General features: G+C 69.8%; 27 protein-coding genes. 6 read left to right on the forward strand and 21 right to left on the reverse strand.

Annotated elements, in window-relative coordinates:
* Positions 1-31: 31 nt before the first annotated feature.
* The 9 genes from AC1DZA_RS10735 to AC1DZA_RS10775 form a co-directional block, all read right to left on the reverse strand.
* Positions 32-898, reverse strand: a complete 867-nt coding sequence (locus AC1DZA_RS10735) for a type II secretion system F family protein (protein ID WP_476772748.1) — start codon at positions 896-898, stop codon at positions 32-34.
* Between the two features lie 14 nt (positions 899-912).
* On the reverse strand, positions 913-1,863 hold the full coding sequence (locus AC1DZA_RS10740) for a type II secretion system F family protein (RefSeq protein WP_476772749.1): 951 nt from the start codon (positions 1,861-1,863) through the stop codon (positions 913-915).
* A gap of 5 nt (positions 1,864-1,868) precedes the next feature.
* Positions 1,869-3,377, reverse strand: a complete 1,509-nt coding sequence (locus AC1DZA_RS10745; protein WP_476772750.1) for a CpaF family protein — start codon at positions 3,375-3,377, stop codon at positions 1,869-1,871.
* 1 nt (position 3,378) lies between these two features.
* Entirely contained in the window at positions 3,379-4,713 is a 1,335-nt protein-coding gene (locus AC1DZA_RS10750) for a CpaE/TadZ family protein (protein WP_476772751.1), read from the reverse strand.
* Entirely contained in the window at positions 4,710-5,489 is a 780-nt protein-coding gene (cpaB, locus tag AC1DZA_RS10755) for a Flp pilus assembly protein CpaB (protein WP_476772752.1), read from the reverse strand. The genes AC1DZA_RS10750 and cpaB overlap by 4 nt, the downstream gene beginning before the upstream one ends.
* A gap of 29 nt (positions 5,490-5,518) precedes the next feature.
* Positions 5,519-6,541, reverse strand: a complete 1,023-nt coding sequence (locus AC1DZA_RS10760) for a TadE/TadG family type IV pilus assembly protein (RefSeq protein WP_476772753.1) — start codon at positions 6,539-6,541, stop codon at positions 5,519-5,521.
* Positions 6,529-6,927, reverse strand: coding sequence for a TadE family protein (locus AC1DZA_RS10765; protein ID WP_476772754.1), 399 nt, complete (start codon positions 6,925-6,927; stop codon positions 6,529-6,531). Before AC1DZA_RS10765 ends, AC1DZA_RS10760 begins: the two co-directional genes overlap by 13 nt.
* A gap of 72 nt (positions 6,928-6,999) precedes the next feature.
* Positions 7,000-7,185 (reverse strand): Flp family type IVb pilin, encoded by a 186-nt coding sequence (locus AC1DZA_RS10770; protein WP_476772755.1) that lies wholly within the window; start codon positions 7,183-7,185, stop codon positions 7,000-7,002.
* A gap of 236 nt (positions 7,186-7,421) precedes the next feature.
* The gene (locus AC1DZA_RS10775; protein ID WP_476772756.1) at positions 7,422-8,084 is read right to left on the reverse strand and encodes a prepilin peptidase; all 663 of its coding nucleotides are present in this window, start codon (positions 8,082-8,084) and stop codon (positions 7,422-7,424) included.
* Positions 8,085-8,217: 133 nt separating this feature from the next.
* On the opposite strand from AC1DZA_RS10775, the gene AC1DZA_RS10780 reads away from it, so the two are divergent.
* Entirely contained in the window at positions 8,218-8,541 is a 324-nt protein-coding gene (locus AC1DZA_RS10780; RefSeq protein WP_476772757.1) for a hypothetical protein, read from the forward strand.
* A 28-nt stretch (positions 8,542-8,569) separates the two neighbouring features.
* Here AC1DZA_RS10780 and AC1DZA_RS10785 read toward each other — a convergent pair whose 3' ends face one another.
* The 4 genes from AC1DZA_RS10785 to AC1DZA_RS10800 all read right to left on the reverse strand — a co-directional run bounded on the left by AC1DZA_RS10785 (position 8,570) and on the right by AC1DZA_RS10800 (position 13,743).
* Positions 8,570-10,363 (reverse strand): thiamine pyrophosphate-requiring protein, encoded by a 1,794-nt coding sequence (locus AC1DZA_RS10785; protein WP_476772758.1) that lies wholly within the window; start codon positions 10,361-10,363, stop codon positions 8,570-8,572.
* 83 nt (positions 10,364-10,446) lie between these two features.
* Complete coding sequence (locus AC1DZA_RS10790) at positions 10,447-11,820, reverse strand: FAD-dependent oxidoreductase (RefSeq protein WP_476772860.1); 1,374 nt, start codon at positions 11,818-11,820, stop codon at positions 10,447-10,449.
* Between the two features lie 17 nt (positions 11,821-11,837).
* On the reverse strand, positions 11,838-12,962 hold the full coding sequence (locus AC1DZA_RS10795; RefSeq protein ID WP_476772759.1) for a polyprenyl synthetase family protein: 1,125 nt from the start codon (positions 12,960-12,962) through the stop codon (positions 11,838-11,840).
* Between the two features lie 73 nt (positions 12,963-13,035).
* Positions 13,036-13,743, reverse strand: a complete 708-nt coding sequence (locus tag AC1DZA_RS10800; RefSeq protein WP_476760798.1) for a class I SAM-dependent methyltransferase — start codon at positions 13,741-13,743, stop codon at positions 13,036-13,038.
* A gap of 154 nt (positions 13,744-13,897) precedes the next feature.
* On the opposite strand from AC1DZA_RS10800, the gene AC1DZA_RS10805 reads away from it, so the two are divergent.
* Together AC1DZA_RS10805 and AC1DZA_RS10810 are read left to right on the forward strand one after the other, a co-directional pair.
* On the forward strand, positions 13,898-14,182 hold the full coding sequence (locus AC1DZA_RS10805; RefSeq protein WP_476760799.1) for a DUF427 domain-containing protein: 285 nt from the start codon (positions 13,898-13,900) through the stop codon (positions 14,180-14,182).
* 149 nt (positions 14,183-14,331) lie between these two features.
* Positions 14,332-15,600 (forward strand): isochorismate synthase, encoded by a 1,269-nt coding sequence (locus AC1DZA_RS10810; protein WP_476772861.1) that lies wholly within the window; start codon positions 14,332-14,334, stop codon positions 15,598-15,600.
* A 10-nt stretch (positions 15,601-15,610) separates the two neighbouring features.
* Here AC1DZA_RS10810 and AC1DZA_RS10815 read toward each other — a convergent pair whose 3' ends face one another.
* The 3 genes from AC1DZA_RS10815 to AC1DZA_RS10825 all read right to left on the reverse strand — a co-directional run bounded on the left by AC1DZA_RS10815 (position 15,611) and on the right by AC1DZA_RS10825 (position 18,848).
* Positions 15,611-16,468: a PPK2 family polyphosphate kinase gene (locus AC1DZA_RS10815; protein WP_476772760.1), complete on the reverse strand. Its 858-nt coding sequence runs from the start codon at positions 16,466-16,468 to the stop codon at positions 15,611-15,613.
* 126 nt (positions 16,469-16,594) lie between these two features.
* Positions 16,595-18,394 carry a 2-succinyl-5-enolpyruvyl-6-hydroxy-3-cyclohexene-1-carboxylic-acid synthase gene (gene menD / locus AC1DZA_RS10820; protein WP_476772761.1) on the reverse strand — a complete coding sequence of 600 codons (1,800 nt, stop codon included), beginning with the start codon at positions 18,392-18,394 and terminating at the stop codon, positions 16,595-16,597.
* Complete coding sequence (locus AC1DZA_RS10825) at positions 18,387-18,848, reverse strand: PLDc N-terminal domain-containing protein (protein WP_476772762.1); 462 nt, start codon at positions 18,846-18,848, stop codon at positions 18,387-18,389. The genes menD and AC1DZA_RS10825 overlap by 8 nt, the downstream gene beginning before the upstream one ends.
* A gap of 73 nt (positions 18,849-18,921) precedes the next feature.
* Between AC1DZA_RS10825 and AC1DZA_RS10830 the strand changes: the two genes are divergently transcribed.
* Positions 18,922-19,215, forward strand: coding sequence for a DUF4229 domain-containing protein (locus AC1DZA_RS10830; protein ID WP_476772763.1), 294 nt, complete (start codon positions 18,922-18,924; stop codon positions 19,213-19,215).
* Here AC1DZA_RS10830 and AC1DZA_RS10835 read toward each other — a convergent pair.
* Complete coding sequence (locus tag AC1DZA_RS10835; RefSeq protein WP_476772862.1) at positions 19,179-20,147, reverse strand: 1,4-dihydroxy-2-naphthoate polyprenyltransferase; 969 nt, start codon at positions 20,145-20,147, stop codon at positions 19,179-19,181. The genes AC1DZA_RS10830 and AC1DZA_RS10835 overlap by 37 nt on opposite strands.
* Before the next feature lie 123 nt (positions 20,148-20,270).
* On the reverse strand, positions 20,271-20,717 hold the full coding sequence (locus tag AC1DZA_RS10840; RefSeq protein WP_476772764.1) for a MarR family winged helix-turn-helix transcriptional regulator: 447 nt from the start codon (positions 20,715-20,717) through the stop codon (positions 20,271-20,273).
* 97 nt (positions 20,718-20,814) lie between these two features.
* On the opposite strand from AC1DZA_RS10840, the gene AC1DZA_RS10845 reads away from it, so the two are divergent.
* Positions 20,815-22,299, forward strand: a complete 1,485-nt coding sequence (locus tag AC1DZA_RS10845) for an MFS transporter (RefSeq protein ID WP_476772765.1) — start codon at positions 20,815-20,817, stop codon at positions 22,297-22,299.
* A gap of 4 nt (positions 22,300-22,303) precedes the next feature.
* On the opposite strand, the gene AC1DZA_RS10850 is transcribed toward AC1DZA_RS10845, so the two are convergent.
* Genes AC1DZA_RS10850 through AC1DZA_RS10860 form a run of 3 tightly spaced genes read right to left on the reverse strand, consistent with a single transcriptional unit; the run spans position 22,304 to position 24,684 of the window.
* Entirely contained in the window at positions 22,304-23,473 is a 1,170-nt protein-coding gene (locus tag AC1DZA_RS10850) for an AMP-binding protein (protein ID WP_476772766.1), read from the reverse strand.
* 16 nt (positions 23,474-23,489) lie between these two features.
* Complete coding sequence (locus AC1DZA_RS10855) at positions 23,490-24,425, reverse strand: 1,4-dihydroxy-2-naphthoyl-CoA synthase (RefSeq protein ID WP_476763559.1); 936 nt, start codon at positions 24,423-24,425, stop codon at positions 23,490-23,492.
* A gap of 55 nt (positions 24,426-24,480) precedes the next feature.
* Complete coding sequence (locus AC1DZA_RS10860; protein ID WP_309974863.1) at positions 24,481-24,684, reverse strand: hypothetical protein; 204 nt, start codon at positions 24,682-24,684, stop codon at positions 24,481-24,483.
* Between the two features lie 55 nt (positions 24,685-24,739).
* Here AC1DZA_RS10860 and AC1DZA_RS10865 point away from each other — a divergent pair, with 55 nt between their 5' ends.
* Positions 24,740-25,756 (forward strand): o-succinylbenzoate synthase, encoded by a 1,017-nt coding sequence (locus AC1DZA_RS10865; RefSeq protein WP_476772767.1) that lies wholly within the window; start codon positions 24,740-24,742, stop codon positions 25,754-25,756.
* Positions 25,757-25,901 lie beyond the last annotated feature (145 nt).

Genomic DNA, 25,901 nt, shown 5'->3' on the forward strand with positions numbered 1-25,901 from the left:
GAGTCGCTGCGGGTCGGGTCAGTCACTCCGGTCAGCCGAACTGCTTCATGATGTTCACGACCACCGGCGTCAGGACGACGATGAAGATCACCGGCATCAAGCAGAAGATGAGCGGGAAGAGCACCTTGATCTGAACCTTCTGCGCCTGTTCCTCAGCCCGTTGACGTCGCTTCGTGCGCATCTCGCTCGCCTGGATTCGGAGTACGCCGCCGATGGCTACGCCGTAGGAGTCCGCCTGGATGATCGCTCGTGCGAATCGGTGCAGATCGTCTGACGATGTGCGTGACTGCAGCTCATGAAACGCCTCTCGACGCGTCCGACCCACGCTCATGTCCTGGAGCGTGCGAATGAGTTCGTCGGAGAGCGGCCCGTTGCTGTTGCGCGCGGCCTTTTCCATCGCCGCGTCGAAGCCGAGGCCGGCCTCCACGGCGATTGTCATCTGGTCGAGAGTGTCCGGTAGTGCCGTCTGAATTGCCTTCTGACGATCATGAGAGCGGGAGTTGATCAGTACGTCGGGCAGAACGAAGAGCATCACCACCCCGAGCGTGCACAGCAGGATGTTGAGCGGATTCGGATTGGCGAGGATGACGAGCAGCGCGACGCCGCCGCCGACACCGACCAGGAGGAGCTTCCAGGCGACGATGCCATCGACCGTCCATCCGCCGGGACGGCCCGCAAGCGTGATCTGGCGTTGCAACCAGCCGACGTATCCACCGGGAAGGCGTTGGACCACAGCCTGCGCGAAGGTCGGGCGCTGGGTCGGGGATGGCGAGACCGCAGTCGGCGGCGCATCCAATTCGATCGCACCAGCGTCGGCTACCGTCGCTTCCCGCCCCCAGAAGAGCAGAAAGACCAGCGCGCCGAAACCTACGGCGACGAGAACTGCGGCGATGTACACAATGGGAGACACAGTCAGACCTTTACTCGTACGGCCAGCAGCATCCACACGGTGCCGACGATGAGCAGGAGGACTCCGACCGCCATCGCGATCCAGCCGATGACCGTGGTGAAGAACACGGTCGCGTATGCCGGCTGGAAGGCAACGAAGAAGATGAATAGTGCAATCGGCAGCGCGATCAGAATCCAGCCGGACATCTTGCCCTCAGCGCTCAAAGTGCGCACCTGGCGCTGGATCTGATTTCGCTCGCGGATGGTCGCCGCGATTTGCGAAAGGATCTCTGACAGATTCCCGCCCGTCTCACGATTGACGGCGATAGCTTGAGCAGTCCAGAGAAAGTCTTCACTCTGCATTCGCTCGGCCACATTGAGCAACGAGTCGGACGTGTCCCGGCCGAGTCGGGTCTCATTGACGACGCGCGTCAGTTCCTCGGACATTGGAGCGTCCAACTCCGTAGCGATTGCGTCGATCGAACGCTGCAACCCATGCCCGGCACGCAGCGAGCTCGCCAGCAGCTGAAGCGTGTCGTCCAATTGGTCGGCAAACTTGGCTCGACGTCGCGACGCTCTGATGTTGAGGAGCACCTTCGCACCCAACGGGCCGAGAATGGCAAAGACAATGGCAAACAGGATGGGGACGCCGCGGATGATGCCGACGAGGAATCCGAAGAGTGCGAGCACCGCCGTCGCGGAGAGCACGAGGATCACGAACTCGGACGGCTGCGATCGCACCCCCGCCAATTCCAGTTCCTCGGCCCCGAACAGCCGGCGCGTGGGGCGCCGGAGGACCTTGTCCACGGCAGTCGTGGCTTGGGCAGTGACGCGCTCCATCGACGATACGTGTGCCACACCCGGAGCGCGCCGACGATCGGCAGCGACGCGGGGCATCGGCGGCGCGATAACAAGCATCACGAGCGCCACCATCGCGAGCAGTGCGGTCGCGACCCCCAAGGTGAGCTGAAGCAATGGAGTCATCGGATGGTACCGCCAACCGGCTGGAACAGGGTGAGCGGGATTGCAATCCCATGGTCGGCCATGCGCTCCGTGAAACCGGGTCGGATCCCGGTGGGCACGAGACGACCCAGCGAATGCCCGTCAGTGTCGTACCCGCCGTGCTCGAAGACGAAGGCGTCCTGCATGGTGACGATCTCGCCCTCCATGCCCTGCACCTCCGTCACACTGGTGATCCGACGTACGCCGTCCTTGTGGCGCGTGATCTGTACGACGACGTCGATGGCCGATGCGATCTGTTCTCGTACGGCACGCAGTGGAAGATCCATCCCAGCCATGAGGACCAGCGTTTCCAGGCGGCTGAGGGCGTCTCGAGGCGAATTCGCGTGCACCGTCGAAATCGATCCCTCGTGGCCAGTGTTCATGGCCTGGAGCATGTCGAGTGTTTCTGCGCCACGTACTTCTCCGACCACGATCCGATCCGGCCGCATTCGAAGCGAATTACGCACTAGTTCTCGAATCGACACCTCTCCGCGGCCCTCCACATTCGGCGGTCGCGACTCGAGTCGGACTACATGCTCCTGCTGCAGCTGCAGCTCGACGGCGTCCTCAATCGTGATGATGCGCTCGTCGTTCGGGATAAAAGCCGAGAGAACGTTGAGCAATGTCGTCTTACCGGTGCCGGTACCACCCGAAACGAGTATGTTCAGCTTCGCCCGCACGGCCGCATCGAGCACCGTCGTGACCTCGCGCGTCATCGTCCCGAATGAGATCAAGTCATTCACCGTGTACGGCGTCCCTGCGAACTTTCGGATCGTGAGCGTAGCGCCGTTGACGGCGAGCGGAGGGATGACGGCGTTGACTCGGGAGCCATCCTCGAGTCGCGCATCGACGAGCGGCGACGACTCGTCAATCCGACGACCCACGCGGGCGACGATGCGTTCGATGACTCGGCGAAGTTGCGCCTCACCGGTGAATCCGTGCGATGTCGGCATGAGACGGCCGTACCGCTCGACGTAGATCTGATCAAATCGATTGACCATGATTTCGCTGACAGATGCATCGTTCAGGAGCGGCTCGAGCGGGCCGTAGCCGAGGACGTCAGCCCCAATGTCATCAATTAGGCGGTTGCGTTCGGTGGTGGTCAGGGCAATCTGTTCCGCCGCCACGATCTCCGCCAGCTCGGCGCGGGCGATCTGGTGAAGTTGTTGCTCCGTTAGGTCCACATCATTCAATCGTGCCCCGATGCGGACGAAGAGCTCCTGTGCTGCCTTTTCCTTCACTGCCCCGAGAGGATCCGGAGACGCGACGACTTTCACATTGCTGTCCGAGAATGCAGCGCGGTCCGGTGCCAGCGCCTGCGTCAACTGCTCCGGCGTGGGGTCCACACCTCTCACGGATGGGATCTGGAGGCCAGCCACGTCGCGGACGCCCTCGTTAGTGAGCGCCGTCTCCGCCACTGACGGCGTATTCCCCTCGTTGGCAAGCTGCGGGCCACGCACCTTGTTCAGTCGATCATTGAGGTTCACTTCATCGCCGCCTTCTTTGGATCTTCGCGCGCTTTGGGAACGCCTCCGGTGCTATGCGGAGGACAATGGATCGGATGGCCTTAGCGGCCGGGTCACGGACATCGTCGTGGATCAAGGGGACGCCCCGGTTGCTCGCGAGGAGAACGGCCGACGACTTGGGTATCTCAACATCCACCGGAGCGCCAATGATGTTCTCAACGTCTCGAATTGTCAGGCCACTCAGGCGGTCGGTCTGGTTGAGAACGATGTGTCGGTTGCTGGGGAAGAGCCCGATCGTGCGGAGAAGCTCGAATTCGCTCCGAGTGGCACGAAGGCTGGGGACGCCCATGTTCGTCACGAAAATGGCGTCCGTGACGTGCTCCAACGTCACCAGCGTGTGTTCGCCCAGACCTGGCGTTGTGTCGATAACGACATAGCGGAACGTCGCTCTCAGCCGCTCGATAAGCAATGCCAACGAAGCGGAGGGAATCGAATCTCCGAGTTCTGGGGACGGCGCGCTCGCCACCACGAAGAATCCATCGGGGTGGTGGGTAAGCGCGGTCTTGAGGACAAGTTCGTCGGACGCAGCATCTGCCACTGCGTCGACGATGGTGCGCTCAGGCGTGAGACCGAGTGCGGCTGTGATGTCACCGAATTGCAGGTCGGCATCGATCAGGACAACCGAGTTCGGGGCGACCTCGGCCAACCCAGTCGCGAGGTTGATGGCGATGGTCGTCTTGCCCTGCCCGCCCTTTGGAGCAACGACCGCGATCGCATCCGTCCTGACGCCAGCCTCGAGCGGTGGGAATTCCCAAGAGAATGGTGGCGGTGCCTGCGTCAGCTGATCGTAGAGAGTCCCTTCCGGTGGATCTCCATCCTCGAGTTCGATTGCCGAAACCTGGGATGTCGTAGCCTGCTCGATGCTCGTCAGGTCGTCGAAATCGTCAGCCGGCTGGATTGTGAAGTCGTCAGACTCCGCCCGCCCATTCGAGACCAGCCATCCCGACAAGCGGTCGAGGAGTTCCAATGTGGTGTCGTCCGTCGCCGTCGGGCTGAGCACCGCATGGATGGCGAGTTCATCCACCCAATCTTCGAGGTCCGAGCGTTGTTCTCTCACGACGATGAGGCCGAGTCCTGGATGCCGCGCGGTCAGTTCCTCGACGAGACCGCGAGTCTCCTCGTAGTTCAGAACGGGGCCGAGCATCGCAATGCGAGGGAGGCCTTGCGCTCGAGTCGCCACCGCCTCCGGACCGAACGTCAGGAACTCGCCCGGCACCACGGTGAGTCGCCCGCCGAGGAGTTCACGAAGACGGGATTCGTATTCGGCAGAACGGCTGACCAGGAGGAAGGGGGTCACTGCCGGACGTTGCTTTCGTAGACCGGCGCGGACCCGGAAGTATCGGTTGCCTCGTTCTGCAGTGTCGCCCAGATGCCGACGTATGGGATGTAGTCAGCCGGTTGTTCGTACCCCTCCGCCGCCCATGCAAGTCGCTCGGCGTCATGAGTCGAGAGGGCGACGGTGAGCATGATCGTGTCGCCGGTTTGGGGATCTTCGGCCGAGGCATCGCCATCACTGACGTTCTCGCCGATCTTCGTATCCGTGACGAGCACTCCGTTGAAGGCGAACTGCGTCTCGGGTACGGGTGTCGCCCCACCTGTCGCGATGTCCACGCCCGGCACGTACTTGGTGATGACGAGGCCGATCGTGTCGCCGGGACGGATGGAGCCGCCCACCATTCGCTGCACGGGAAGCGCGAAACTCATTTCCTGCATTCCGGCTGGAACGTCGACGACCCCACCTGCCGCGCGCGAGACAGGATCTACGAACCGGGCGGCGAGGAGCTGCTCTCCCGGGAGGATATCGGCGTCGGCGACGAGGCCAACCAAGTCGTCCAGGTCGGTCACGGCGTCGGCGGGAACGTTGCGTTGCGGCACGGAGTCCACCTCAACAAGGTCCTTGAGATCGTCGCCGGGCGTTCCTTCGGGAATTAGCTCCTGCGCAACGTACACGTCCGTCAGCTCAGCGCCCTCGGCGGCACGCGCGTCGGCGCCACGGACATACGTAACCAGGAGGAACGCGCCGACAACGGCAAGTACGAGCGCGAGGATCGCACCAATAATTCGGGTCTTCATTACTGCCTTCGATTCACGTAGGGATTTGGCTAATCGATCATCCGGACGATCTGAACTCCGCCATAGGGGGCGTCACCGAGCTCATAGTCTTCGCCGAGTTCGACATAGTCGAGGAAGTAGCCCTGGATGCCGAAACAACCTCCGCCGCAAGAGGGGACCGCCGTGGGATCGACGCTGCTCGCGCCTGGGATCTTGATACCGGTCACCTTGAATGCGGCGAATCGCACGATCTGGTACTGAGTGTTGGTGCCGGTGCACTTACCAGTTGCAGAACCGGAACTTCCGGTGCGGCAGTCCTCATACAGTGGAACGAGGACCGTTGTCTTGTTCATTGCGAGACTGCGCATGTAGGCATTCGAGCATCCGGAGCCCGTAGAACTTGCTCCCGGGTCGCCCTCCACCCACGGATGATCCAAGGCAATATCCGCTTGGCAATCTGTGGAGTCGAGCCATCCGAACCCTCCCCGCGCGAAAACTCCTCCGCAGTTGCGGCGTTCTGTGGTGTCGTACCGAACAGTGATCGGTGTGCCGTCGACTGAGCCACCGGATGGCATGTGTTCCATGAACTCGCAGAGGCCAAATGCCAAGGCCAGCGTGGAGCCGGCGATCGGAGTTCCCCATTCAACTGTGGCGTGTGCGTCCACTGTTTGCGCGACGTCGTCGCCTACCACGAACGACGCCAGGGGATGGGCCAGCTCCGTGTCTCCGCTGCCCGTCAGGGTGGACGCAGCGATTGTCACTTCACCGCTCCGGCCGTCGATGTCCAAATTCTCGATCGTGGCGTTTGCCGCACCGTCGTTTGCGTTCATGGAGGCGACGTTCGTCGCCAATGCTGCCGAACCGCCAGTGCACGTCGTAGGCTTCTGCGCGCACTCCATCGCAACCGATAGTGCCGCAGAGTCCGCGCCGTTCTGGAGCTGACCACGCTCCCAATAGAGCATTCCGACATCGGCAACGACGGCGAGGAAGCCGATGATCGGAACGATCGTCAGGGCGACCCAGACAGCTGCCGCGCCACTATCGTCATCCCGCCGTCGAGTTAGCCACCGCATCGCATCCTCCCAACTCCTTCGAGCTCGCGCTCCCCGAGCAGTGCCGTCAACCATCCGGTCAGATCTGTGAGTGGCATCGACACCGTGACTCGGAAATCCTCATCCTCGACGGCGTCGGAGCAGGCGGGACCATAGTCAAACGAGGGTGTCCCGGCGACCATGTCGGACATACGACCTTCGGCCACACCAACGGCACCCGGTTCGGCATAGTTGATCGCGATGTATCGAGCACCTTCACGAGCCGCGGCCGTGACACTGAGCTGCTGATTGAAGACGAAGCCAATGTCCATGATCGCGAACAGCATCATGAGGAGAAGCGGCACGATAAGTGCGAACTCGACAGCTGCCGCTCCGGTCTCTGAGTCTTCCGCGCGTCGACGTTTCATGTGACACAGCACACGGGAGTGCGAAGTCGGCCGCGCCCGAATCGAGCGCGACCGACTCGACCTGGTGATTTGTTACTCCCAGGGAGCGTCGAGGCCCTCGATCCAGCCCTGGAAGCCACCGAACAGGCCGGTGAGAGCGACCACGACAACGATCGAGATGAGGCCGACGATGAGCGCGTACTCAACCGCCGCCGCGCCCTCTTCTTCGTCACGCAGGGAGTTGATGCGCGCAACGGCGCGCGAATATGCCTTGAGCATTGCAGGATCCTTCGGGTTAGGGATGGTGCTCCCGCTGGCGGGTACCGAGCGGTTCATGTCACTGGCGGGTACCAGCGGATGATCGAAAGTAACCGTGCATCCGCCCCGCGAATACGCCCCCCTTCGGGGGATGTCAGCGTTTGCAGCGCAGCAGAACGGCGAGAACCGCGGAAATCCGCGCAACTTCGGAGCGCCGGTCCCCCGCTCTGGGGGTACGGTCGTGTACCCCGAATGGACTATGAACCGACGACGAGCAGGGCGATGAATGCCCCGGCGAGCATCGACGGGCCGAACGGGATCGAACCCCGAAGCGTCACTCGGCGGAGCAGCAGGGCGACGATCGCGATGAGTCCGCCGACCAGAAATGCGGCGAGCAGGGCGAACAACCACGCGGTCAGGCCGAACCAGCCGAGCAGCAGGCCGATGACCAGGGCGAGCTTGACGTCCCCCATGCCCATCGACGACGGGGAGATCAGCGCGAGCAGGAAGTAGACCGCGAACATCGCCGCCGAGCCGATCACGGCCCACAGCAGCGCCATCCACGCCCCAGTGGCCCACGAGGCCGGCACGAGCAGCACCGCGACCACGCCGAGCGTGGGGAAGATGACGGCGTTCGGCAGGCGCTTCTCGGCGAGGTCGACGAGCGTCAGCACGGTGGCGGATGCCGCGAACACGAGCAGCGCGGGCAGGATCCACGTGAGCCCGAACCTCAACGCGAGGGCCGCGAACGTGACGGCGGTGATCGTGGCGGCCGTAATGCGGACGGTGCGCAGCGGCATCCGCTCACTCGACCGCTCACCCGTCATCGAGCGCTGCGTCCACGCCGCCAGTGGCCACCAGCCGAGCGCGCCGCCGACCAGGAACGCACCCACGGCGGTGAGCAGGGTGGCGAGCGGCATGATGTGCAGCGTAGCGGCAGGCGCGGCATCCGCTGCTCGAACTCCACAACGAGGCGGGCATCGAGCGCGTCGCGCGCATCGACATGGCGCCGCTCGCCTGACAGGCTGGACGCACGACGAACGAGGGGGAACCATGGGCGTTGAGGCCGAGCGCACGTACGATGCGGTGACGCGCGAGATGCTGGTCGACGAGGACTACGACGTGGACTTCACGCCCGACGGGCTGCTCGTGCACGGCTTGCTGTTCGCGTTCCTCGACGGCGACGACCTCGTCGTCGAGCTGCCCGAGGCGCGTTCGGGCGACCTTCGCGAGCGCGGCATCGCGTCACCCTTCACCGGCACGCACGGCGGTCCGAGCCGCAACTGGGTGCGCGTGGCCGACCGCGAGCTGTGGTCGGAGCTCGCCCGCGAGGCCCACACGTTCGTCGGCGAGCCGCCCGTCGGGCGCCAGTCGTAGGACCGAGTCGGGCGCAGAACGCCCCGGCTCACCCCTCCTCGAGCCGCGCGTACGCCTCGAGGAGCTCCTGCGCATGCGACGCACCCTCGGCCGAAAGCGCCGACCGCATCTCCTTCAGCGCCCCCTCGCCCTGCGGCAGCGGCGGCAGCAACGGCACGTCGCGGTCGCTGATGAGCTGGATGACCGTCGGGCGGTCGGCGGCGAGCGCCCGCGACCAGGCGTCGTCGATGTCGTCAGGGGTGTCGACGATGATGCCGCGCATGCCGAGCAGCTCGGCGTAGCGCGCGAACGGGAAGCCCGGCAGCGCCTGGCTCGTCTCGAACCGCGGCGCGCCCTCGACCTCGCGCTGCTCCCAGCTGACCTCGGCGAGGTCGCCGTTGTCGAGCACGAGCACGACGAAGCGCGGGTCGGTCCACGACGGCCAGCGGTCGGCGACGGTAATGAGCTCGGCGATCCCGGCCATCTGCATGCCGCCGTCGCCGGCGAGCACCACGACGGGGCGATCGGGCGACGCGAGCTTGGCGGCGAGCCCGTACGGCACGCCGCAGCCCATGCTCGCGAGGGTGCTCGAGAAGTGCACGTCGACCCCGGCCGGCACGCGCAGCTGCCGCGCGTACCAGTACACGACGCTGCCGACGTCGAGCGCCACGAGGGCGTTGTCGGGCAGGTGCGCGTTCAGGGCGCGGATCGCGAACTCGGGGTTGACCGGGTCGGCAGCCACGTCGGCCCGGGCATCGCTGATGCGCCGCCACTCCGACACGAGCTCGCGCACGCGGGTGCGCCACGGCTCGACGTCGGCTCGCGGCATCCGCTCGGCCAGCAGCTTCACCGTCTCGCCGGCGTCGCCGACGAGGCCGACCTCGATCGGGTACCGTCGCCCGACCGCCCGCCCGTCGAGGTCGATCTGCACCGCCCGTGCCTGCCCCGGCGCCGGATAGAACTCCGTCCAGGGGTCGCTCGACCCGACGATGAGCAGCGTGTCGCACTCGGCCATGACCCGCGCACTCGCGGTGGTGCCGAGGTGGCCCATGGTGCCGGCGACGAACGGCAACGACTCGTCGACGTAGGGCTTGCCGAGCAGGCTCGTGACCACGGCGGCGCCGATCCGGTCGGCGAACGTCACCACGTCCTCGGCGCACGCGCGGGCGCCCTGGCCGAGCAGCACCACGGGCTTCGCCCCGCCCGAGAGCACGGATGCCGCGGCATGCACGTCATCGGATGCCGGGACCACACGCGGCGGCCGGTACTCCGCCGCGGTGGTGACGTGGCCGTGCTCGGCGCTCGGCTCCACGGCGGGCGAGGTCTGCACGTCGTGCGGGACGATGACGACGGTCGGCGTGCGGGTGGCCAGCGCGGTGCGGAACGCCTGGTCGATCGCGGCGGGCACCTGCTCGGGCGCGACGACGGTGGTGGCGTACTGCGCGGCGACGTCGGCGAACAGTCGCTCGAGGTTGACCTCCTGCTGGTACTCCGAGCCCAGCACCGAGCGCAGCTGCTGGCCGACGAGCGCGACGACGGGCGCCCCGTCGAGCTTCGCGTCGTAGAGCCCGTTCAGGAGGTGGATGGCACCTGGACCCTGCGTCGCGGCGACCACGCCGACCCTGCCGGTGTACTTCGCGTGCGCGGTCGCCATGAACGCCGCGTTCTCCTCATGCCGCGCCTGCACGAAGGCGGGGCCGTCGTCCGAGCGCCGCAGCGCGTCCATCACGCCGTTGATGCCGTCGCCGCTGTAGCCGAAGATTCGGTCGACGCCCCAGTCGCGCAGGCGCGCCACGATCACGTCGGCGACGGTCGGCTGGTCCTCACCCGGTGAATCCCCCATGCCGCCACGCTAGGTGCGGTCACTGCACCGAGGCAGGGCCTTGACAGCGCCGGCCGGCGGCGGGCGAACGGAGCCGAGCGCCCTTACGCCTCGTCGCGGGAGATGCCGACCATCTCGTCGCGGGGCACGACCTTGACGCGCACGCGACCCTCGGCGGCCCCGAGGGACTGCTCGTGCTCGTCGAGGCGGTGCCAGCCGTCGAGGTCGGTCCACGCGATGCCGCGCGACTCGAGCAGTTCGATCACCGACGCCTCGGAGGGCGACTCGGGCCGCCACCAGTTCCCGAGGTCGTTGATGACGTGCTTGATCGTCTCCATCGCGTCGGACTTGGTGTGCCCGATGAGGCCGACGGGGCCGCGCTTGATCCAGCCGGTGGCGTAGACGCCGTACATCTGGCGGGGCTCGCCGGTCTCCTTGTCGCGGATGAGCACCTGGCCCTCGTGGTTCGGGATGACGCCGAACTTCTTGTCGAACGGGATGCCGGGCAGCGGCGACCCGAAGTAGCCGACGGCGCGGTAGACGGCCTGGATGGGCAGCTCGCGGATCTCGCCGGTGCCGACGACGCCGCCCTCGCCGTCGGGCGCGGTGCGCTCCCAGCGGATGCCGCCGACGCGGCCGGTGCCGTCGTCGAGGATCTCGAGCGGCTTGGCGAAGAAGTGCAGGTGCAGGCGGCGGGAGGCCTGGCCGACCTCGCGCTGGCGCCACTGGTTCAGCACCTTGTCGATGACGAAGACCTGCTTGTTGCCGGCGACGGCGGCACGGGCCGCGTCGTCGTAGTCGAAGTCCTCGTCGTAGACGATCATGTCGACGTCGCGCAGCTCGCCCAGCTCGCGCAGCTCGAGCGGCGTGAACTTCACCGAGGTGGGGCCCCGGCGGCCGAAGACGTGCACGTCGGTCACGGGCGACGCGGCGAGGCCGGCCGCGACGTTCGCCGGGATCTCGGTCGGCATCAGGTCTTCGACGTGCTTGGCGAGGATGCGCGACACGTCGAGCGCCACGTTGCCGTTGCCGATGACCGCGACCTCGCGGGCTTCGAGCGGCCAGGTGCGCGGGAAGTCGGGATGTCCGTCGAACCAGCTCACGAACTCGGCGGCGCCGTAGGAGCCCTCGAGGTCGATGCCGGGCAGGTTCAGCGAGGCGTCGCGCACGGCGCCGGTGGCGAAGATCACCGCGTTGTAGTGCTTCTTCAGGTCGTCGAGCGTGATGTCCTCGCCGAAGCGCACGTTGCCGAAGATGCGGATGTCGCCACGGTCGAGCACCTCGCGCAGGGCGGTGATGATGCCCTTGATGCGGGGGTGGTCGGGGGCGACGCCGTAGCGGACGAGCCCGTAGGGCGCGGGCAGGTGATCGAACAGGTCGATCGAGACATCGAAGTTCCGCTCGGACTTCAGCAGGATGTCGGCGGCGTAGATGCCCGCCGGCCCTGCGCCGACGATCGCGAGTCGCAGCTTGTTCACGTGCCTGGGTCTCTCCATCAGCTCTGTCGCTCCACGATCGTCTCGGCGAATCGCGTGAGCGCCTTCTTCACGCTGCCCTCGGGCAGCGGCGCGAGCGCCGCAACGGCCTCGCGCGCCCACCGGTGGGCCTCAGCGAGCGTAGCGCGGGTGGCCTCGTGCTCGCGCAGCTCGGCGACGATCGCGTCGACGGTCTCCTTCGATGGCACGATGCGCGACGCCAGCGTGTTGGTGTCGTGGGGGTCGAAGCCGCCGCCGGTCTGCGGCACGACGATGACGTCGCGCTCGATGCGCTCCAGCAGGTCGGCGGATGCCGCATCGCCGCGTGCGAGCTCGGCGAGCCGCAGCAGCGGCAGCGTCACGACGCCCGCGCGCAGGTCGGTGCCGGGCACCTTGCCGGTCTCCTCGGGCTGCGGCGAGAGGTCGATCACGTCGTCGATGAGCTGGAACGCCACGCCGATCTTCTCGCCGAACTCGACGATCGGCTTCTCGAGGGCGGGGTCGGCGCCCGAGAAGATGATGCCCGACTGCGCGGCGGCCGCGATGAGCGACCCCGTCTTGTCGGCGAGCACCTGGATGTAGTGCGCGATGGGGTCTTCGCCGGTGGCCGGGCCGACCGTCTCGTGCAGCTGGCCGAGCACGAGCCGCTCGAACGTGTCGGCCTGCATGCGGATGGCCCGCTCGCCGAGGCTCGCCATGAGCTGGCTGGCGCGGGCGAACAGCAGGTCGCCGGTGAGGATCGCGACGGAGTTGCCCCACACGGCATGCGCACTGGGCACGCCCCGGCGGCGCTCGGAGTCGTCCATGACGTCGTCGTGGTAGAGCGACCCGAGGTGCGTGATCTCGATGGCCTCGGCCGCGGTCACCACGTCGTCGGTGATGCCGGCGCCGAGCTGCGCGGTGAGGAGGGTGAGCATGGGCCGCACGCGCTTGCCGCCGGCTTCGAGCAGGTAGCGCGTCGAGACATCCGCGATCGAATCGGCGAAGCTGACCTCGCGCACGAGGCCGGCCTCGACGCGCTCGATGCCCGCGTCGATCGCCCTGGCCATCGCTCGGTCGGCGGATGACGCGAAGACGCGTTCGCTCAGCCCGAGGTTGGCGGCGAGCGCGGAGCCGCGACGTGCGACCGGATGGCTCGGATTCACGGTGTCCAGCCTACCGGTGCGGTTCCTGTGAGCCGTGTCGATGACGGCGAACCGGGAGGTGCGGATTCGCCGTTCAGGCGAGCGGCTTGCGGGCCCGGTGCAGCGCGACGACGCCCATGGTGAGGTTGCGCCACTGCACGTCGACCCAGCCGGCCTCGCGGATCCAGCCGGCGAGCGTGGGCTGGTCGGGCCAGGCGTTGATCGACTCGTTGAGGTACTCGTAGGCGGTGTCGTTCGAGCTCGACGCGCGCACGAGCGGCGGCATGACGTAGCGCTGGTAGGCGTGATAGCCGGCGCGCACGAAGGCGACCGGCGGGTGCGAGAACTCACAGATCACCAGACGACCACCGGGCTTGGCGACGCGGAAGAACTCGGCGAGCGCGAGCTTCGGCTCGTTCACGTTGCGCAGGCCGAAGGAGATCGTGACGGCATCGAACTCGTCGTCGCCGAACGGCAGCTTCGTGGCATCCGCCTCGACGAAGACGAGGTTCGGAACGCCGGCCTGACGACGGCGGCCGACCTCGATCATGCCGGGCGAGAAGTCGGCGGCGACGACGGATGCCCCGGACTTCGCAAGGCTGGCGCTCGAGGTGCCGGTGCCCGCCGCGACGTCGAGCACCCGCTCGCCTCGCTGGGGAGCGACCGCGCGCGTCGTGGCGACGCGCCACAGCGGAGCGTTGCCCACCGAGAGCACGGTGTTGGTGCGGTCGTAGCGGGCGGCGACGCGGTCGAACATCGCCGATACCTCTGAGGGGTCCTTGCCGAGGTCTGCGCGCGTCATCCCTCGATTCTACGGCGCGGCCCCGAGGGGCGAACCGGGAGCCGAGGCTGCGAGATCGCTGGATGCCTCCATGCATTGGAATGCATCCGGATCCCGCCGCGTTCCGTATCACTGGTAGGCAACGATGCGGGCGTCGCCCGCGAGGAGGAGATCCATGAAGGCCATCTGGAACGGTGCAGTGATCGCGGAGTCCGACGACACGGTCGTGGTCGAGGGCAACCATTACTTCCCGCGCGAGGCGCTCGACCCGCGCTACTTCGCGCCGAGCGACAACCACAGCGTGTGCCACTGGAAGGGCACCGCCGACTACTTCCACGTCGAGGTCGACGGCAAGCGCAACCCGAACGCCGCCTGGACCTACCCGACCCCCTCCCCCGACGCCGCCGAGATCGCCGAGCACGTCGCGTTCTGGCACGGCGTCGAGGTCGTCGCCGCCTGAGCGCCGGCCACACCCCCTGGACGTAGGCTGGTGCGGTGATTCACCCGGATGCCACGGGGCTCGTCGACACCCGCCCCGGTCCTGTCGAGCCGGCCGCCCGCGCGGCCGCCGCACGACCCACGTCGACGGCCGCGCGGCCCCGACTCGTCGTGCGCACCGAGCCGGTCGAGGAGCTCGCGCCGCTCATCCCGCGCGCCGACCCGCGGCATCCGTTGCTCTGGATGCGTCGCGGTGAGGGCATCGTGGGCCTCGGCGAGACCCTGCGCGTCGAGACGAGCGGGCCCTCCCGCGTGAAGGACGCCGCGGCGGCCTGGACCGAGCTCGCCGCCGACGCCGACGTCGACGACCGCGTGGGGCTGCCCGGCACGGGGCTCGTGGCGTTCGGCGCGTTCGCGTTCGCCGACGAGTCCGCCTCGTCGAGCGTGCTCGTCGTGCCCGAGCTGGTGCTCGGCCGCCGCGACTGCCGCGCGTGGGTCACCCGCATCACGCTCACGTCGGGTGCTGCTGGCACCTCGGGCGACCGGGGCGACGACGGCGGTGCGGATGCCGCGGCCACCGTGCCGCTCGCCATCCCCGAGCCGGCGCCCAAGCGCCGCGTGCCGCGCGTGGCATTCGCCCCCGGAGCCGTGCCGCCCGAGGCATACGAGTCCGCCGTCGCCGAGGCCGTGCGCCGCATCGACGCCGGCGAGCTCGAGAAGGTGGTGCTCGCCCGGCAGCTGCTCGGCGAGCTGCACGAGGAGGATGGCCTCCGCGCCACCATCACCCGCCTCGCCGAGGACTACCCCGACACCTGGGTCTACGCCGTCGACGGGCTCATCGGGGCGAGCCCCGAGACGCTCGTGCGCGTCGACCACGGCACGGTCTCGGCACGCGTCCTCGCCGGCACGACGTCGCGGGGCGCCGGCGAGGCATCCGACCGCGAACGCGCCACCGCCCTCGCCGCCTCGCCCAAGGACCTCGCCGAGCACGCCCTCGCCGTGGCGAGCGCGGTGAAGCGGCTCGCCCCGCACACCGCCCGGCTCGACGCGAGCCCCGAGCCGTTCACCCTGCAGCTGCCGAACCTCTGGCACCTCGCGACCGACCTCAAGGGCACGCTCGGCGACGGCTCGAGCTCGCTCGACCTCGTGCAGGCCGTGCATCCGACCGCAGCGGTCGCCGGCACCCCACGCCGGGTCGCGCTACGCGTACTCGCCGAGCTCGAGGGCTTCGACCGGGGCCGCTACGCCGGTCCGGTCGGCTGGATCGACGGCGACGGCGACGGCGAATGGGCCATCGCGCTCCGCTGTGCACAGGTGGAGCCCGACGGCACCGTGGCAGCATATGCCGGTTGCGGCATCGTCCACGACTCCCGGCCCGCCGACGAGCTCGCCGAGACCGTCATGAAGTTCCGGCCGATCGTCGAGGCGTTCGGCGGCTGACGCACCGCGCTCAGCTCGCGAGCAGCCGCAGCTTCTCGGTCTCGACGTCGTAGTCGGGGAGCGGCCACTCGAGCTCGAGCGCCTCGAGCGCCTGGATGAGCAGGTGCTGCACCGCCAGGCGCGCGTACCACTTGTGGTCGGCCGGCACGACGTACCAGGGCGCGATCGGCGTCGCGGTGCGATCGAATGCCGCCTGGTAGGCCTCCTGGTACTTCGGCCCGAGCATCCGCTCCTCGACGTCGTTGGGGCTGTACTTCCACTGCTTCTCGGGCCGCTCGAGTCGGTCCATCAGGCGCCTCTTCTGCTCGTCGGGCGAGATGTGCAGCATGACCTTGATGATCGTCGTGCCCTCGGCCACCAGCTCGGCCTCGAACTCGTTGATGGCGCCGTAGCGGCGCTCGATCTCCTCGGGTGACGCGAGCTCGCGCACGAGCGCGATGAGCACGTCCTCGTAGTGCGACCGGTCGAACACGCCGATCATGCCGGCCTCGGGCACCTGCTTGCGGATGCGCCAGAGGAAGTCGTGCTTCTGCTCCTCCTCGGAGGGGGCCTTGAAGGAGGCGAGCTGCACGCCCTGCGGGTCGACGTTGCCGATGACGTGCTTCACGATGCCGCCCTTGCCGGCGGTGTCCATGGCCTGGAGCACGAGCAGGATGCGCCGGCCGTCGTCGCCGGTCTGGTGGTGCGCGAACAGCTTCTCCTGCAGGTCGGTGAGCACCAGTGCGCCCTCCTTCAGGGCGGCGCGCCCTGCCTTCTTGTTGCCGTCGAACCCCGGGGTCGCGTCGGTCGGCGACTCGAGGAGGATGAATCCCGGGTCCACTCGCAGCAGTCCGGTCGGGTCCTCGCGCCAGTACGACTCGTGGCTCATGTCACACTCCTTCGTGCGACGCCGTGTCGCCCGGGTCCATCCTGTCGACAGAGCGGATGCCGCGGCAAGGGCTCGACGCGGGTCGACGGATGTGCGGTGGAGTCTGATACGGTGCGCGACCCGAGCTCAGCGCGGCAGCGGCACCTCGACGACCTGCGGACCGTCGACCCGGCCGGTGAGCGCCTCATCGAGCTCGCCACGGGTCGTCGCGCGGGCGTAGGCCCACCCGTAGGCGCCCGCGAGCGCCGCGAGGTCGACCGCGTGCGGCGTGAACTGCACCCGGTCGAACGCCTCGGGCGCGGCCGACCCGGCCACCTCGAGCGCGTCGAAGATCGTGCCGCCGCCGTCGTTGCCCACGATGAGCTGCAGGCGCGGGCGCGGCTCGCCCTGTCCGAGCAGCAGCGACCCCACGTCGTGCAGCAGGGTGAGGTCGCCGATGAGGGCGCGGGTCACGCCCGTGCGGGCGGGGACGGCCGGCGCCGCGGCATCCGGAGCCTGCGACTCGCCCGGTGCCGGCGCCTGGCTGGCGATCGCGATGCCGAGCGACGTCGCGACGGTGCCGTCGATGCCGGCGAGGCCGCGGTTCGCGTGCACCGGGATGCGTCGGCCGGGCACCGCGCGGTCGGCGTCGCGGATGAGTCGGGACGCGCCGAACACGAGGCGGTCGTGCGGCCAGGTCGCGGCCCAGACCGCGTCGACGAGCATCCGCCGCGTGACCGGGGCGCGCACGGCGGCGAGCTGCGCGCGCATGTACTCGCGCTGCGCCGAGAAGTCGGAGACGTGGCCGGTCTCGTCGACCCCGCTGCGCACGGATGCCGCGGCCTCGTCGAGCAGCATGCGGCTCGCCCGCACCCACCGGCCCGTCCACGCGCGCTCGTCGGCGTCGGGTTCGTGCGCGGCCGCGCGCACCGCTCGCTCGAATCGCCGCACCCGCCGGCCCGGGTCGTACCACTCGATGCCGGTCGGCGCGACGACGATGGCCTCGACCCCGTCGCGCTGCACGAGCGCGGGAACTTCGCGCGAGAGGGTCGGATGCCCGAAGACGACGACCCGCTCGACGACGTCGCCGAATCCCGGCTCGCGCAGGAGTTCGCGATAGGCCACGACGAGGTTCGGCCCGAAGTGTGCGCCACTCGTGACCTCGGCGATGAGCGGCCAGCCGCCATCGCGCGCGAACTCCTCGGCGGCCGGACCGGCGCCCGCCCCGGCCACGACGATCGTGCGGGGGCCGTGCTCGATGACGGCGCCGCCCGGCCGGGGCGCCTCGGCGGGTGTCGTCCAGGGCTCCTCGGCGCGCGGCGCGACGTCGAGGGTCAGCACGGCCGAGAGCGGCTCCCGGTACTGCAGGTTCACGTGCACCGGTCCGGGTCCGGGGTGCGGCACCGGGTCGCCCGACGCGTCGCGGCCGAGTGCCGCGGCGACGGCCTCGCGCGCGACGGCGGCCGCGGCATCCGCTTCGCCCGGCGCGCCCTCGGGTGCCGGCACGTCGCGTTCGAGTCGCACCGCGCCGGCGAAGATGCCCGGCTGCATGGTCGTCTGGTTCGAGCGGATGCCGCGGAGCTCGGCCGGTCGGTCGGCCGAGCAGACGATCAGCGGGACGCCCGAGTGATGCGCCTCGAGCACCGCAGGGTGCAGGTTCGCGACCGCGGTGCCCGACGTGGTGACGATCAGTGCCGGACGCCCCGACTCGACCGCCGTGCCGAGGGCCAGGAACGCCGCGCCGCGCTCGTCGATGCGCACGTGCAGGCGGATGGCGCCGACGCGCTCGAGCTCGGCCGCGGCGAGCGCGAGCGCCTGCGAACGGGAGCCCGGCGCGACCACGACGTCGCGCACGCCCTCGCGCACGAAGGCGCTGAGGAGCGCCATCGCGGCGTCGCTCGCGGGGCTCCGCCCGGCCTGCACCGGGTGGGGCGCCGGATCAGCCATTCGGTCGCCCGGAGGGGCCGACCTCACCGGGGGCGTCGGGTGCGTCGGGACGCTTGCGATCTGAGCCGCGCGTGCCGTCGGGCGGCGTGGCGGCGCCGGGGGCGCGACCCGGCCCGGAGCCCTTGGTGTCGTCGGCGTCGAGTTCGGCCAGTTCCTGCTCGAGGCGGCGGATGCGCTCGTCCTGCTCGGCGTCGGTGCGGAGGCGGCGCAGGAAGTCGGCGTCGTCGTCGGGGGCGATCGCACCGCCTCGCGACGGGCCGACGCGGTTCGCCCGCCCACGGCCGATGATGAACCACAGCAGCCCGCCGATGATCGGCACGATGAGGATCACGACGATCCACCAGCCGCGGCGCAGGCCTCGGATGCGCGAGCGATCGAAGAACGCGCAGTCGGCGACGGCGTAGATCGTGAAGATCACGGCGGCGACGCCGAGTCCGAAGAGCAGCCGGGCCATTCCCTCAGTGTAGGCGCGTCCGGGGCCGCTGCGGCTGTGAGAGCGCTCAGCGGCGGCGACCTACACTGTCAAGGTGAAATCCGTGCCCGTCTGGATCTGGTACACCGCGCTGCGCATCCTGCTCTTCGCGGTGCCGCTCGCCGTGCTGCTCGCCGTGGGCGTGAACCCGTGGATCTCCGCGGCCGTCGCCGCCCTGTTCGGGCTGAGCGCGTCGCTCATCTTCCTGCGCCGGGCCCGGGAGTCGATGTCGACCGACCTCTACAGCGCGCGGCACCGCGAGGCGCCGGTCGCCCGGGCCGACGACGAGGAGGAGGACGCCGCGATCGACGGTCAGAGCCCGAACGCGAGACCCAAGCCCACCCCGTAGACGAGCGCGGTGAAGCTCGCCAGCTGGAGTGCGAGGAGCAGCTCGCGCGGCGTCTTCGACCACAGCACGATCGCCGACGCCGGCAGCGCGAGCAGCAGGCCGAACAGCACGAGCCACGCCGTGGGGTAGAAGAGCGCGAAGAACACCACGATCGCGAACGGCACGAGCATGAACACGGCGAACAGGATGCGGCCCGCGAGCGGACCCACGAGCACCGCGAGGGTGCGCTTGCCCGCGGCCTTGTCCTGCGCGACGTCGCGGAGGTTGTTGGCCATGAGCACCGCGCAGGCGATGAGGCCGGCGCCGACGCCGCCGAGCCACGCCTCGAGGTTCACGTCGAGCGCCTGCACGTACGCCGATCCGGCCGTCGCCACGAGGCCGAAGAACACGAACACGAACAGCTCGCCCAGGCCGTAGTACCCGTAGGGGCGCTTGCCGCCGGTGTAGAACCAGGCCGCCACGATGGCGACGGCCCCGACGGCGAGCAGCCACCACTGCTGCGTCACGATGACGAGTGCGAGACCCGCCAGTGCGGCCAGCGCGAAGAAGCTGAGCGCCACCGCGAGCACGTGCCGGGGCTTCGCCGCACCCGACCCGGTGAGTCGCGCCGGGCCGACGCGGTGGTCGTCGGTGCCGCGCACGCCGTCGGAGTAGTCGTTGGCGTAGTTCACGGCGATCTGCAGCGCGAGGGCGACGACGAGCGCGAGCAGCGCGCGGGCCGGATGCCACGGGCCGTCGGCGATGGCCACGACGCCCGCTCCCGTGCCGAGCGCCACCGGGGCGACCGCGAGCGGCAGGGTGCGCAGCCGGGCGCCGGCCACCCAGTCGGCGGCGGTGGCCGGACCACGTGCCGCGGCCGGGCCGGAGCCGGCCTTGGCCGGGTTGCCCGAGCGACCGCGGGCGCTCCGGTTGCGGACGTCTTGGGGGTTCATGCGCTGCTGCTTGGGGCGTGCCACACCGACATGCTAATTCGCGACCCTATGACCCGCTGGCGGCGTGGGCGGGCATGCGGCGTCGCAGGCGCCACGGCACCTCAGCGCATGGGCCATCGCGCGTCAGCGCACGTCCTTCAGCGCGTCGAGGTAGCGGGCGACGATCTCGAGCTCCTCGACGGTGAACTGGTCGTGCAGGCGCAGCATGCCCGCGAGGATGTCGCCGTAGGGGTCGTCGGGGCCGCCCCGGCCGGCTTCGGCGAACGCGTCGGGCAGGGCCCGCACCACGACCCGGCGGCGATCAGCGGGGTCGGTCGTGCGCTCGATGAGGCCGTGCTTCTCGAGCCGGTCGAGCACGCGTGTGGTGGTGCTCGTGGGCAGCTCGGTCTGCTGGCTCACCTCGCCCGCGGTCATCGGGCCGCCGTGGCGCTGGATGAAGCCGAACGCCTGCATGTCGACCACGTTCATGCCGAGCGATCGGGCGATGCGCTCGTTCGTCATCACCGAGGAGGCGATGACGAGCTGCACGAGTTCGACGATGCGAGCGGTGACCTCGGCCCTGCTTGACATCGGCTCGTCCGCCTCCTATTCTTCCCGAAGTGGGATTATTCCGTATCGGGACAATCCCGATCCGGTACCAATCTCAGCATACGAAGGGATGACGGCCATGGCCACCACCACACGCCGAGGGCTCGCCATCGGCATCCTCCTGTTCGCCTCGTTCATGGACCTGCTCGACGTCACCATCGTGCAGGTCGCCCTGCCGTCGATCGGCGCCGACCTCGGGGCATCCGAGGCCCAGCTCGAATGGATCGTCAGCGGATACATGCTCGCCTTCGCGGTCGGGCTGATCACGGGCGGGCGCCTCGGCGACCTCTTCGGGCGCCGCAGGATCTTCCTCATCGGCATCGCCGGGTTCACGATCGCCTCCGGAGTCGCCGCGGCGGCCTGGTCGGGCGAAGCGCTCGTCGTCACGCGCATCGCGCAGGGCCTGTTCGCCGCGCTCATGGTGCCGCAGCTCCTGGCGTCGGTGCAGGCACTGTTCAGCCCGCGCGAGCGCGCCCCGATGTACGGGCTCATCGGCGGCGTCAGCGGCCTCGCCGCGGTGCTCGGCCCGGTGCTCGGCGGCTGGCTCATCGACGCCGACCTCTGGGGCCTCGGCTGGCGCACGGTGTTCCTCATCAACATCCCGGTCGGCATCGCGATCTTCATCCTCGCGGCCCGTTTCGTGCCCGACACGCGCTCCGAGCGACCCATGCGGCTCGACCTGGTGGGCGTGGCGCTGCTCAGCGCCATCGTGCTCGCGTTCATGGTGCCGCTCGTCGAGGGCCAGTCGCTCGAGTGGCCGGCCTGGCTGTGGATCCCCGTCGCGTTCGGCGCGGTGCTGCTCGTCGTGTTCATCGCCTACTCGCGCCGGCGCATGCGCCGCGACGGCTCGGCGCTGCTGCCGATGCCGCTCTTCGCGGACCGCGGCTTCTCGGCGGGCATCGTCACCCAGGCGGCGTTCCAGGGGTCGCTCAACGCGTTCACGCTGCCGTTCATCATCTACCTGCAGGTCGGGCTCGGCTTCGACGCGCTGACCGCCGGCCTCAACCTGCTCGCGTTCAGCCTCGGCGCGCTGGTCGGCACGGGCATCGTCATCCCGCTCGTGGCGCGCCTCGGCAAGGTGCTCGTCACCGCGGGCGCCGTGCTGCTCGGAGCCGGCCTCCTGTGGGTGTTCGCGGTCGTCGTCGCCACCGGCGCCGACTTCACCGGCTGGGCGGCGGTGTGGCCGATGCTGCTGTCGGGCGTGGGCCTCGCGCTCGTGGTCATCCCGCTCGTCGACGTGGCCCTCGCCACCGTGCCGGTCGCCGATGCGGGCGCAGCCTCGGGCGCGTACAGCACCTTCCAGCAGCTCGGCGCGGCGGCCGGCGTCGCGGTCTCGACGACCGTGTTCTTCACCGTCGTCGGCGAGGACTGGAGCCGGGAGCACCTGCTCACCGCCCTGCAGGCCTCGGTCTGGGTGGCGGTGGCCGGGTTCGCGATCGCGGCGCTCGCCAGCCTCTTCCTGCCCGGCCGCGCCCAGGTGCAGGCGCACCTCGACGAGGCCAAGCGGCTCGCGGAGGCCGACGTCGAGCCGGTGCCCGCAGGCGCCGGCGCGCCGAGCGCCTGACGGGCTATCCCTCCCGACCGCCGCGCATCCTCGCCTCGAGGGCGCGGCGGTCGGGCTTGCCCGAGGCGAGCAGCGGCAACCCGTCGACGAGCTCGAGGCGAACGGGCCGGGCGGCGGGCGTCAGCCCGGCGGCGTCGGTCGCCGCGACGAGGGTCACGAGGGCATCGGATGCCGCGGCGGCATCCGTGCGCATCGTCACCACCGCCGCCCGCTCCCCCCACTCGGCGTCGGGCACCCGCACCACGACCGCGTCGCCGAACCCCGGCACCGACCGCACGGCGCGCTCGATCTCGCCGAGCGCGACCTTCACGCCGCCCGAGATGATCACGTCGTCGGCCCGGCCCCGGATCCGCAGGATGCCGTCGTGCGCCACATCGCCGAGGTCGCCCGTGCGATACCACCTCGTGCCGTCGGCGTCGGTCGCGAAGGCGTCGGCGGTGCGCGCCGGGTCGCCGAGATAGCCGTCGGCGAGCATGGGTCCCGACACCTCCACGCGACCGTCGACGATGCGCACACGCACGCCGTCGAGCGCGCGACCGTCGTAGACGCAGCCGCCCGCCGTCTCGCTCGACCCGTACGTGCGGGTGACCCGGAGGCCCAGCGCATCGGCCGCGACGATCAGCGAGGGCGACGCCGCCTGGCCGCCGAGGAGGATCCGGTCGAACCGGTGGAGCGCGTCGGCGACGGCGCGGTCGGTGCGGGCCGCCTCGACCAGCCGGCTCAGCTGCACCGGCACGAGCGACGTGTAACGCGGTCGCAGCCGGTCGAGCCGAGCGGATGCCGCGGCGAACGCCGCGGGGTCGAACCCGTCGCCCTCGAGCACGACCGGCTCCGTGCCCGCCACGATCGATCGCACGAGCACCTGCGCACCGGCGATGTAGTGGCCCGGGAGGGCGAGCAGCCACTGCCCGGGTCCGCCGAGCGCGGCCTCGGTCGCGACGGCGCTCGTGCGCAGGGCCGCCGCGGAGAGCAGCACGCGCTTCGGGGCATCCGTCGACCCGCTCGTCTCGACGACGAGGGCGATGCCGTCGTCGACCTCCCCGGCATCCTCGAGCGCGACCGTGTCGCGGGGACCGGGCACGGGCCACACCGCGGGGCCGCCCGAGAGCGCCCGCCGCAGCGCGAACGTGAGGCCCGCCACGTCGGTCGCCGGCAGTCGCACGAGCGGCTTCATCGCGGCATCCGCCCGACTAGTAGTGCCACGGGTAGGGGCCCCAGTCGGGGTCGCGCTTCTCGAGGAACGCGTCGCGACCCTCGACGGCCTCGTCGGTGCCGTACGCGAGCCGGGTCGCCTCGCCTGCGAACACCTGCTGGCCGACCATGCCGTCGTCGACCGCGTTGAACGCGAACTTCAGCATGCGGATGGCGGTGGGCGATTTCGTGAGGATGGTGCGGGCCATGGCGATCGCCTCGCGCTCGAGCTCGGCGTGCGGCACGACCCGGTTCACGGCGCCCATCTCGTAGGCGCGGTCGGCCGAGTACTCCTCGGCGAGGAAGAACACCTCGCGGGCGAACTTCTGCCCGATCTGACGGGCGAAGTAGGCGCTGCCGTAGCCCGCGTCGAAGCTGCCGACGTCGGCATCCGTCTGCTTGAACCGGCCGTGCTCGCGGCTCGCGATGGTGAGGTCGCAGACGACGTGCAGCGAATGCCCGCCACCGGCCGCCCAGCCCGGCACGACCGCGATGACGACCTTCGGCATGAAACGGATGAGCCGCTGCACCTCGAGGATGTGCAGGCGCCCGGTCGCCGCCGCGGCCGCCGGATCGCGCACCACCTCGGCCTCGGCGTCGGAGTACTGGTACCCGTCGCGCCCGCGGATGCGCTGGTCACCGCCCGAGCAGAACGCCCAGCCGCCGTCCTTCGCGCTCGGCCCGTTGCCCGTGAGCAGCACCACGCCGATGCGCGGGTTGGTGCGGGCGTCCTCGAGCGCGCGGTACAGCTCGTCGACCGTGTGCGGCCGGAACGCGTTGCGCACCTCGGGCCGGTGGAACGCGATGCGTGCGATGCGGCCGTCGTGCGAGTGGTGGTACGTGATGTCGGTGAATCCGACGGATGCCGCGGGCGCGGCGGGGGCGGCATCCGTCCACTCGCTCGCGTCGAACAGTTCGGAGACCTCGTGCGCCATGCCTCCAGCCTACGACCGGGCCGCGATCGGCTCGGTGGCGGGCGACGAGACGACCTCAGAGGGTCGCGGGCTCCCCGCTGAAGAACGCCACGATGCCGGCGTACGCGATCGAGCCGACCCAGATCGCGCCCCAGGTGAGCGGGATGAGCGCCGCGACCATGAGCACCAGGCCGATCACGGCGATCAGGACGTTGCGCCCCGGCGAGTCACGTCGCACCTCACTGGCTTCCACGCCGAGGGTGTCGAGTTCGTCGGACATGCGCACCTCCAAGGCGGCCACACTAACAGACCCCCATCGGTGCCACGATGGGACGGTGACCGATGACGCCGCACCCCTGCCGACCCTCGATGACCTGCTGGCGACGGCGAGGGTGGTGGCCCTCCCCCTCGTCACCCGGTTCCGCGGCATCGACGTGCGCGAGGCCATGCTCTTCGAGGGGCCCGAGGGGTGGACGGAGTTCTCGCCGTTCGCCGAGTACGACGACGACGAGGCATCCGCCTGGCTGGCCGCCGCCGTCGACTTCGGCTGGACCTCGCCGCCGCCCGCCCTGCGGGACCGCATCCCGGTCAACGCGACCGTGCCCGCGGTGGACCCTGACAGCGTCGGCGCCGTGCTCGCGCGGTTCCCCGGCTGCCGCACCGCGAAGGTGAAGGTCGCGGGCGGCGACGAGCCACTGTCGGCGGATGTCGCGCGTGTGCGCGCCGTGCGGCATGCGCTCGGCCCCGAGGGACGCATCCGCGTCGACGCGAACGGCGGCTGGAACGTCGACGAGGCCGAGCACGCGATCCACGCGCTCGCCCCGTTCGACCTCGAGTACGTCGAGCAGCCCTGCGCGACCGTCGCGGAACTCGCCGAGATCGGCGTCCGCGTGAAGTACATGGGCATCCCCATCGCCGCCGACGAGAGCGTGCGCCGGGCCGACGACCCGCTCGCCGTGGCCGAGGCCGGCGCGGCCGACCTGCTCGTGATCAAGGCCCAGCCGCTCGGCGGCATCCGGCGGGCGCTGCGCATCATCGAGGCGGCAGGGCTCCCCGTGGTGGTGTCGAGTGCGCTCGACACAAGCGTGGGCCTCGCGATGGGCGCCAGGCTCGCGGCATCCGTGCCCTCGCTCGACTACGACTGCGGTCTCGGCACCGCCTCGCTGCTCGCCGCCGACGTCACGCGCGACCCGCTGCTGCCGGTCGACGGGGCCATCGAGGTGCGGCGGGTGCTGCCCGACCCGGCGCTGCTGCAGCGCTACGACGCGGGGCCCGAGCGCACCGACTGGTGGATCGAGCGGCTCGGCCGCGCCCACGCCGTGCTCGCCGACGCGGCCGCCGCGGCCCGCTGACGCCCTGGCGCCCCGCCGCGCCCGACGCGCCGCGCACGACACGCCGCCCCCAGGCGCCGAGCGGTCACGATTCGCCGCATCCCATCCCGGGAGGCCGCGAATCGTGACCACTCGTGTCACGCCGGCGGCGGGTCGAACTGCGAAG

It is taken from the genome of Agromyces sp. P2_B3 (assembly GCF_056404815.1).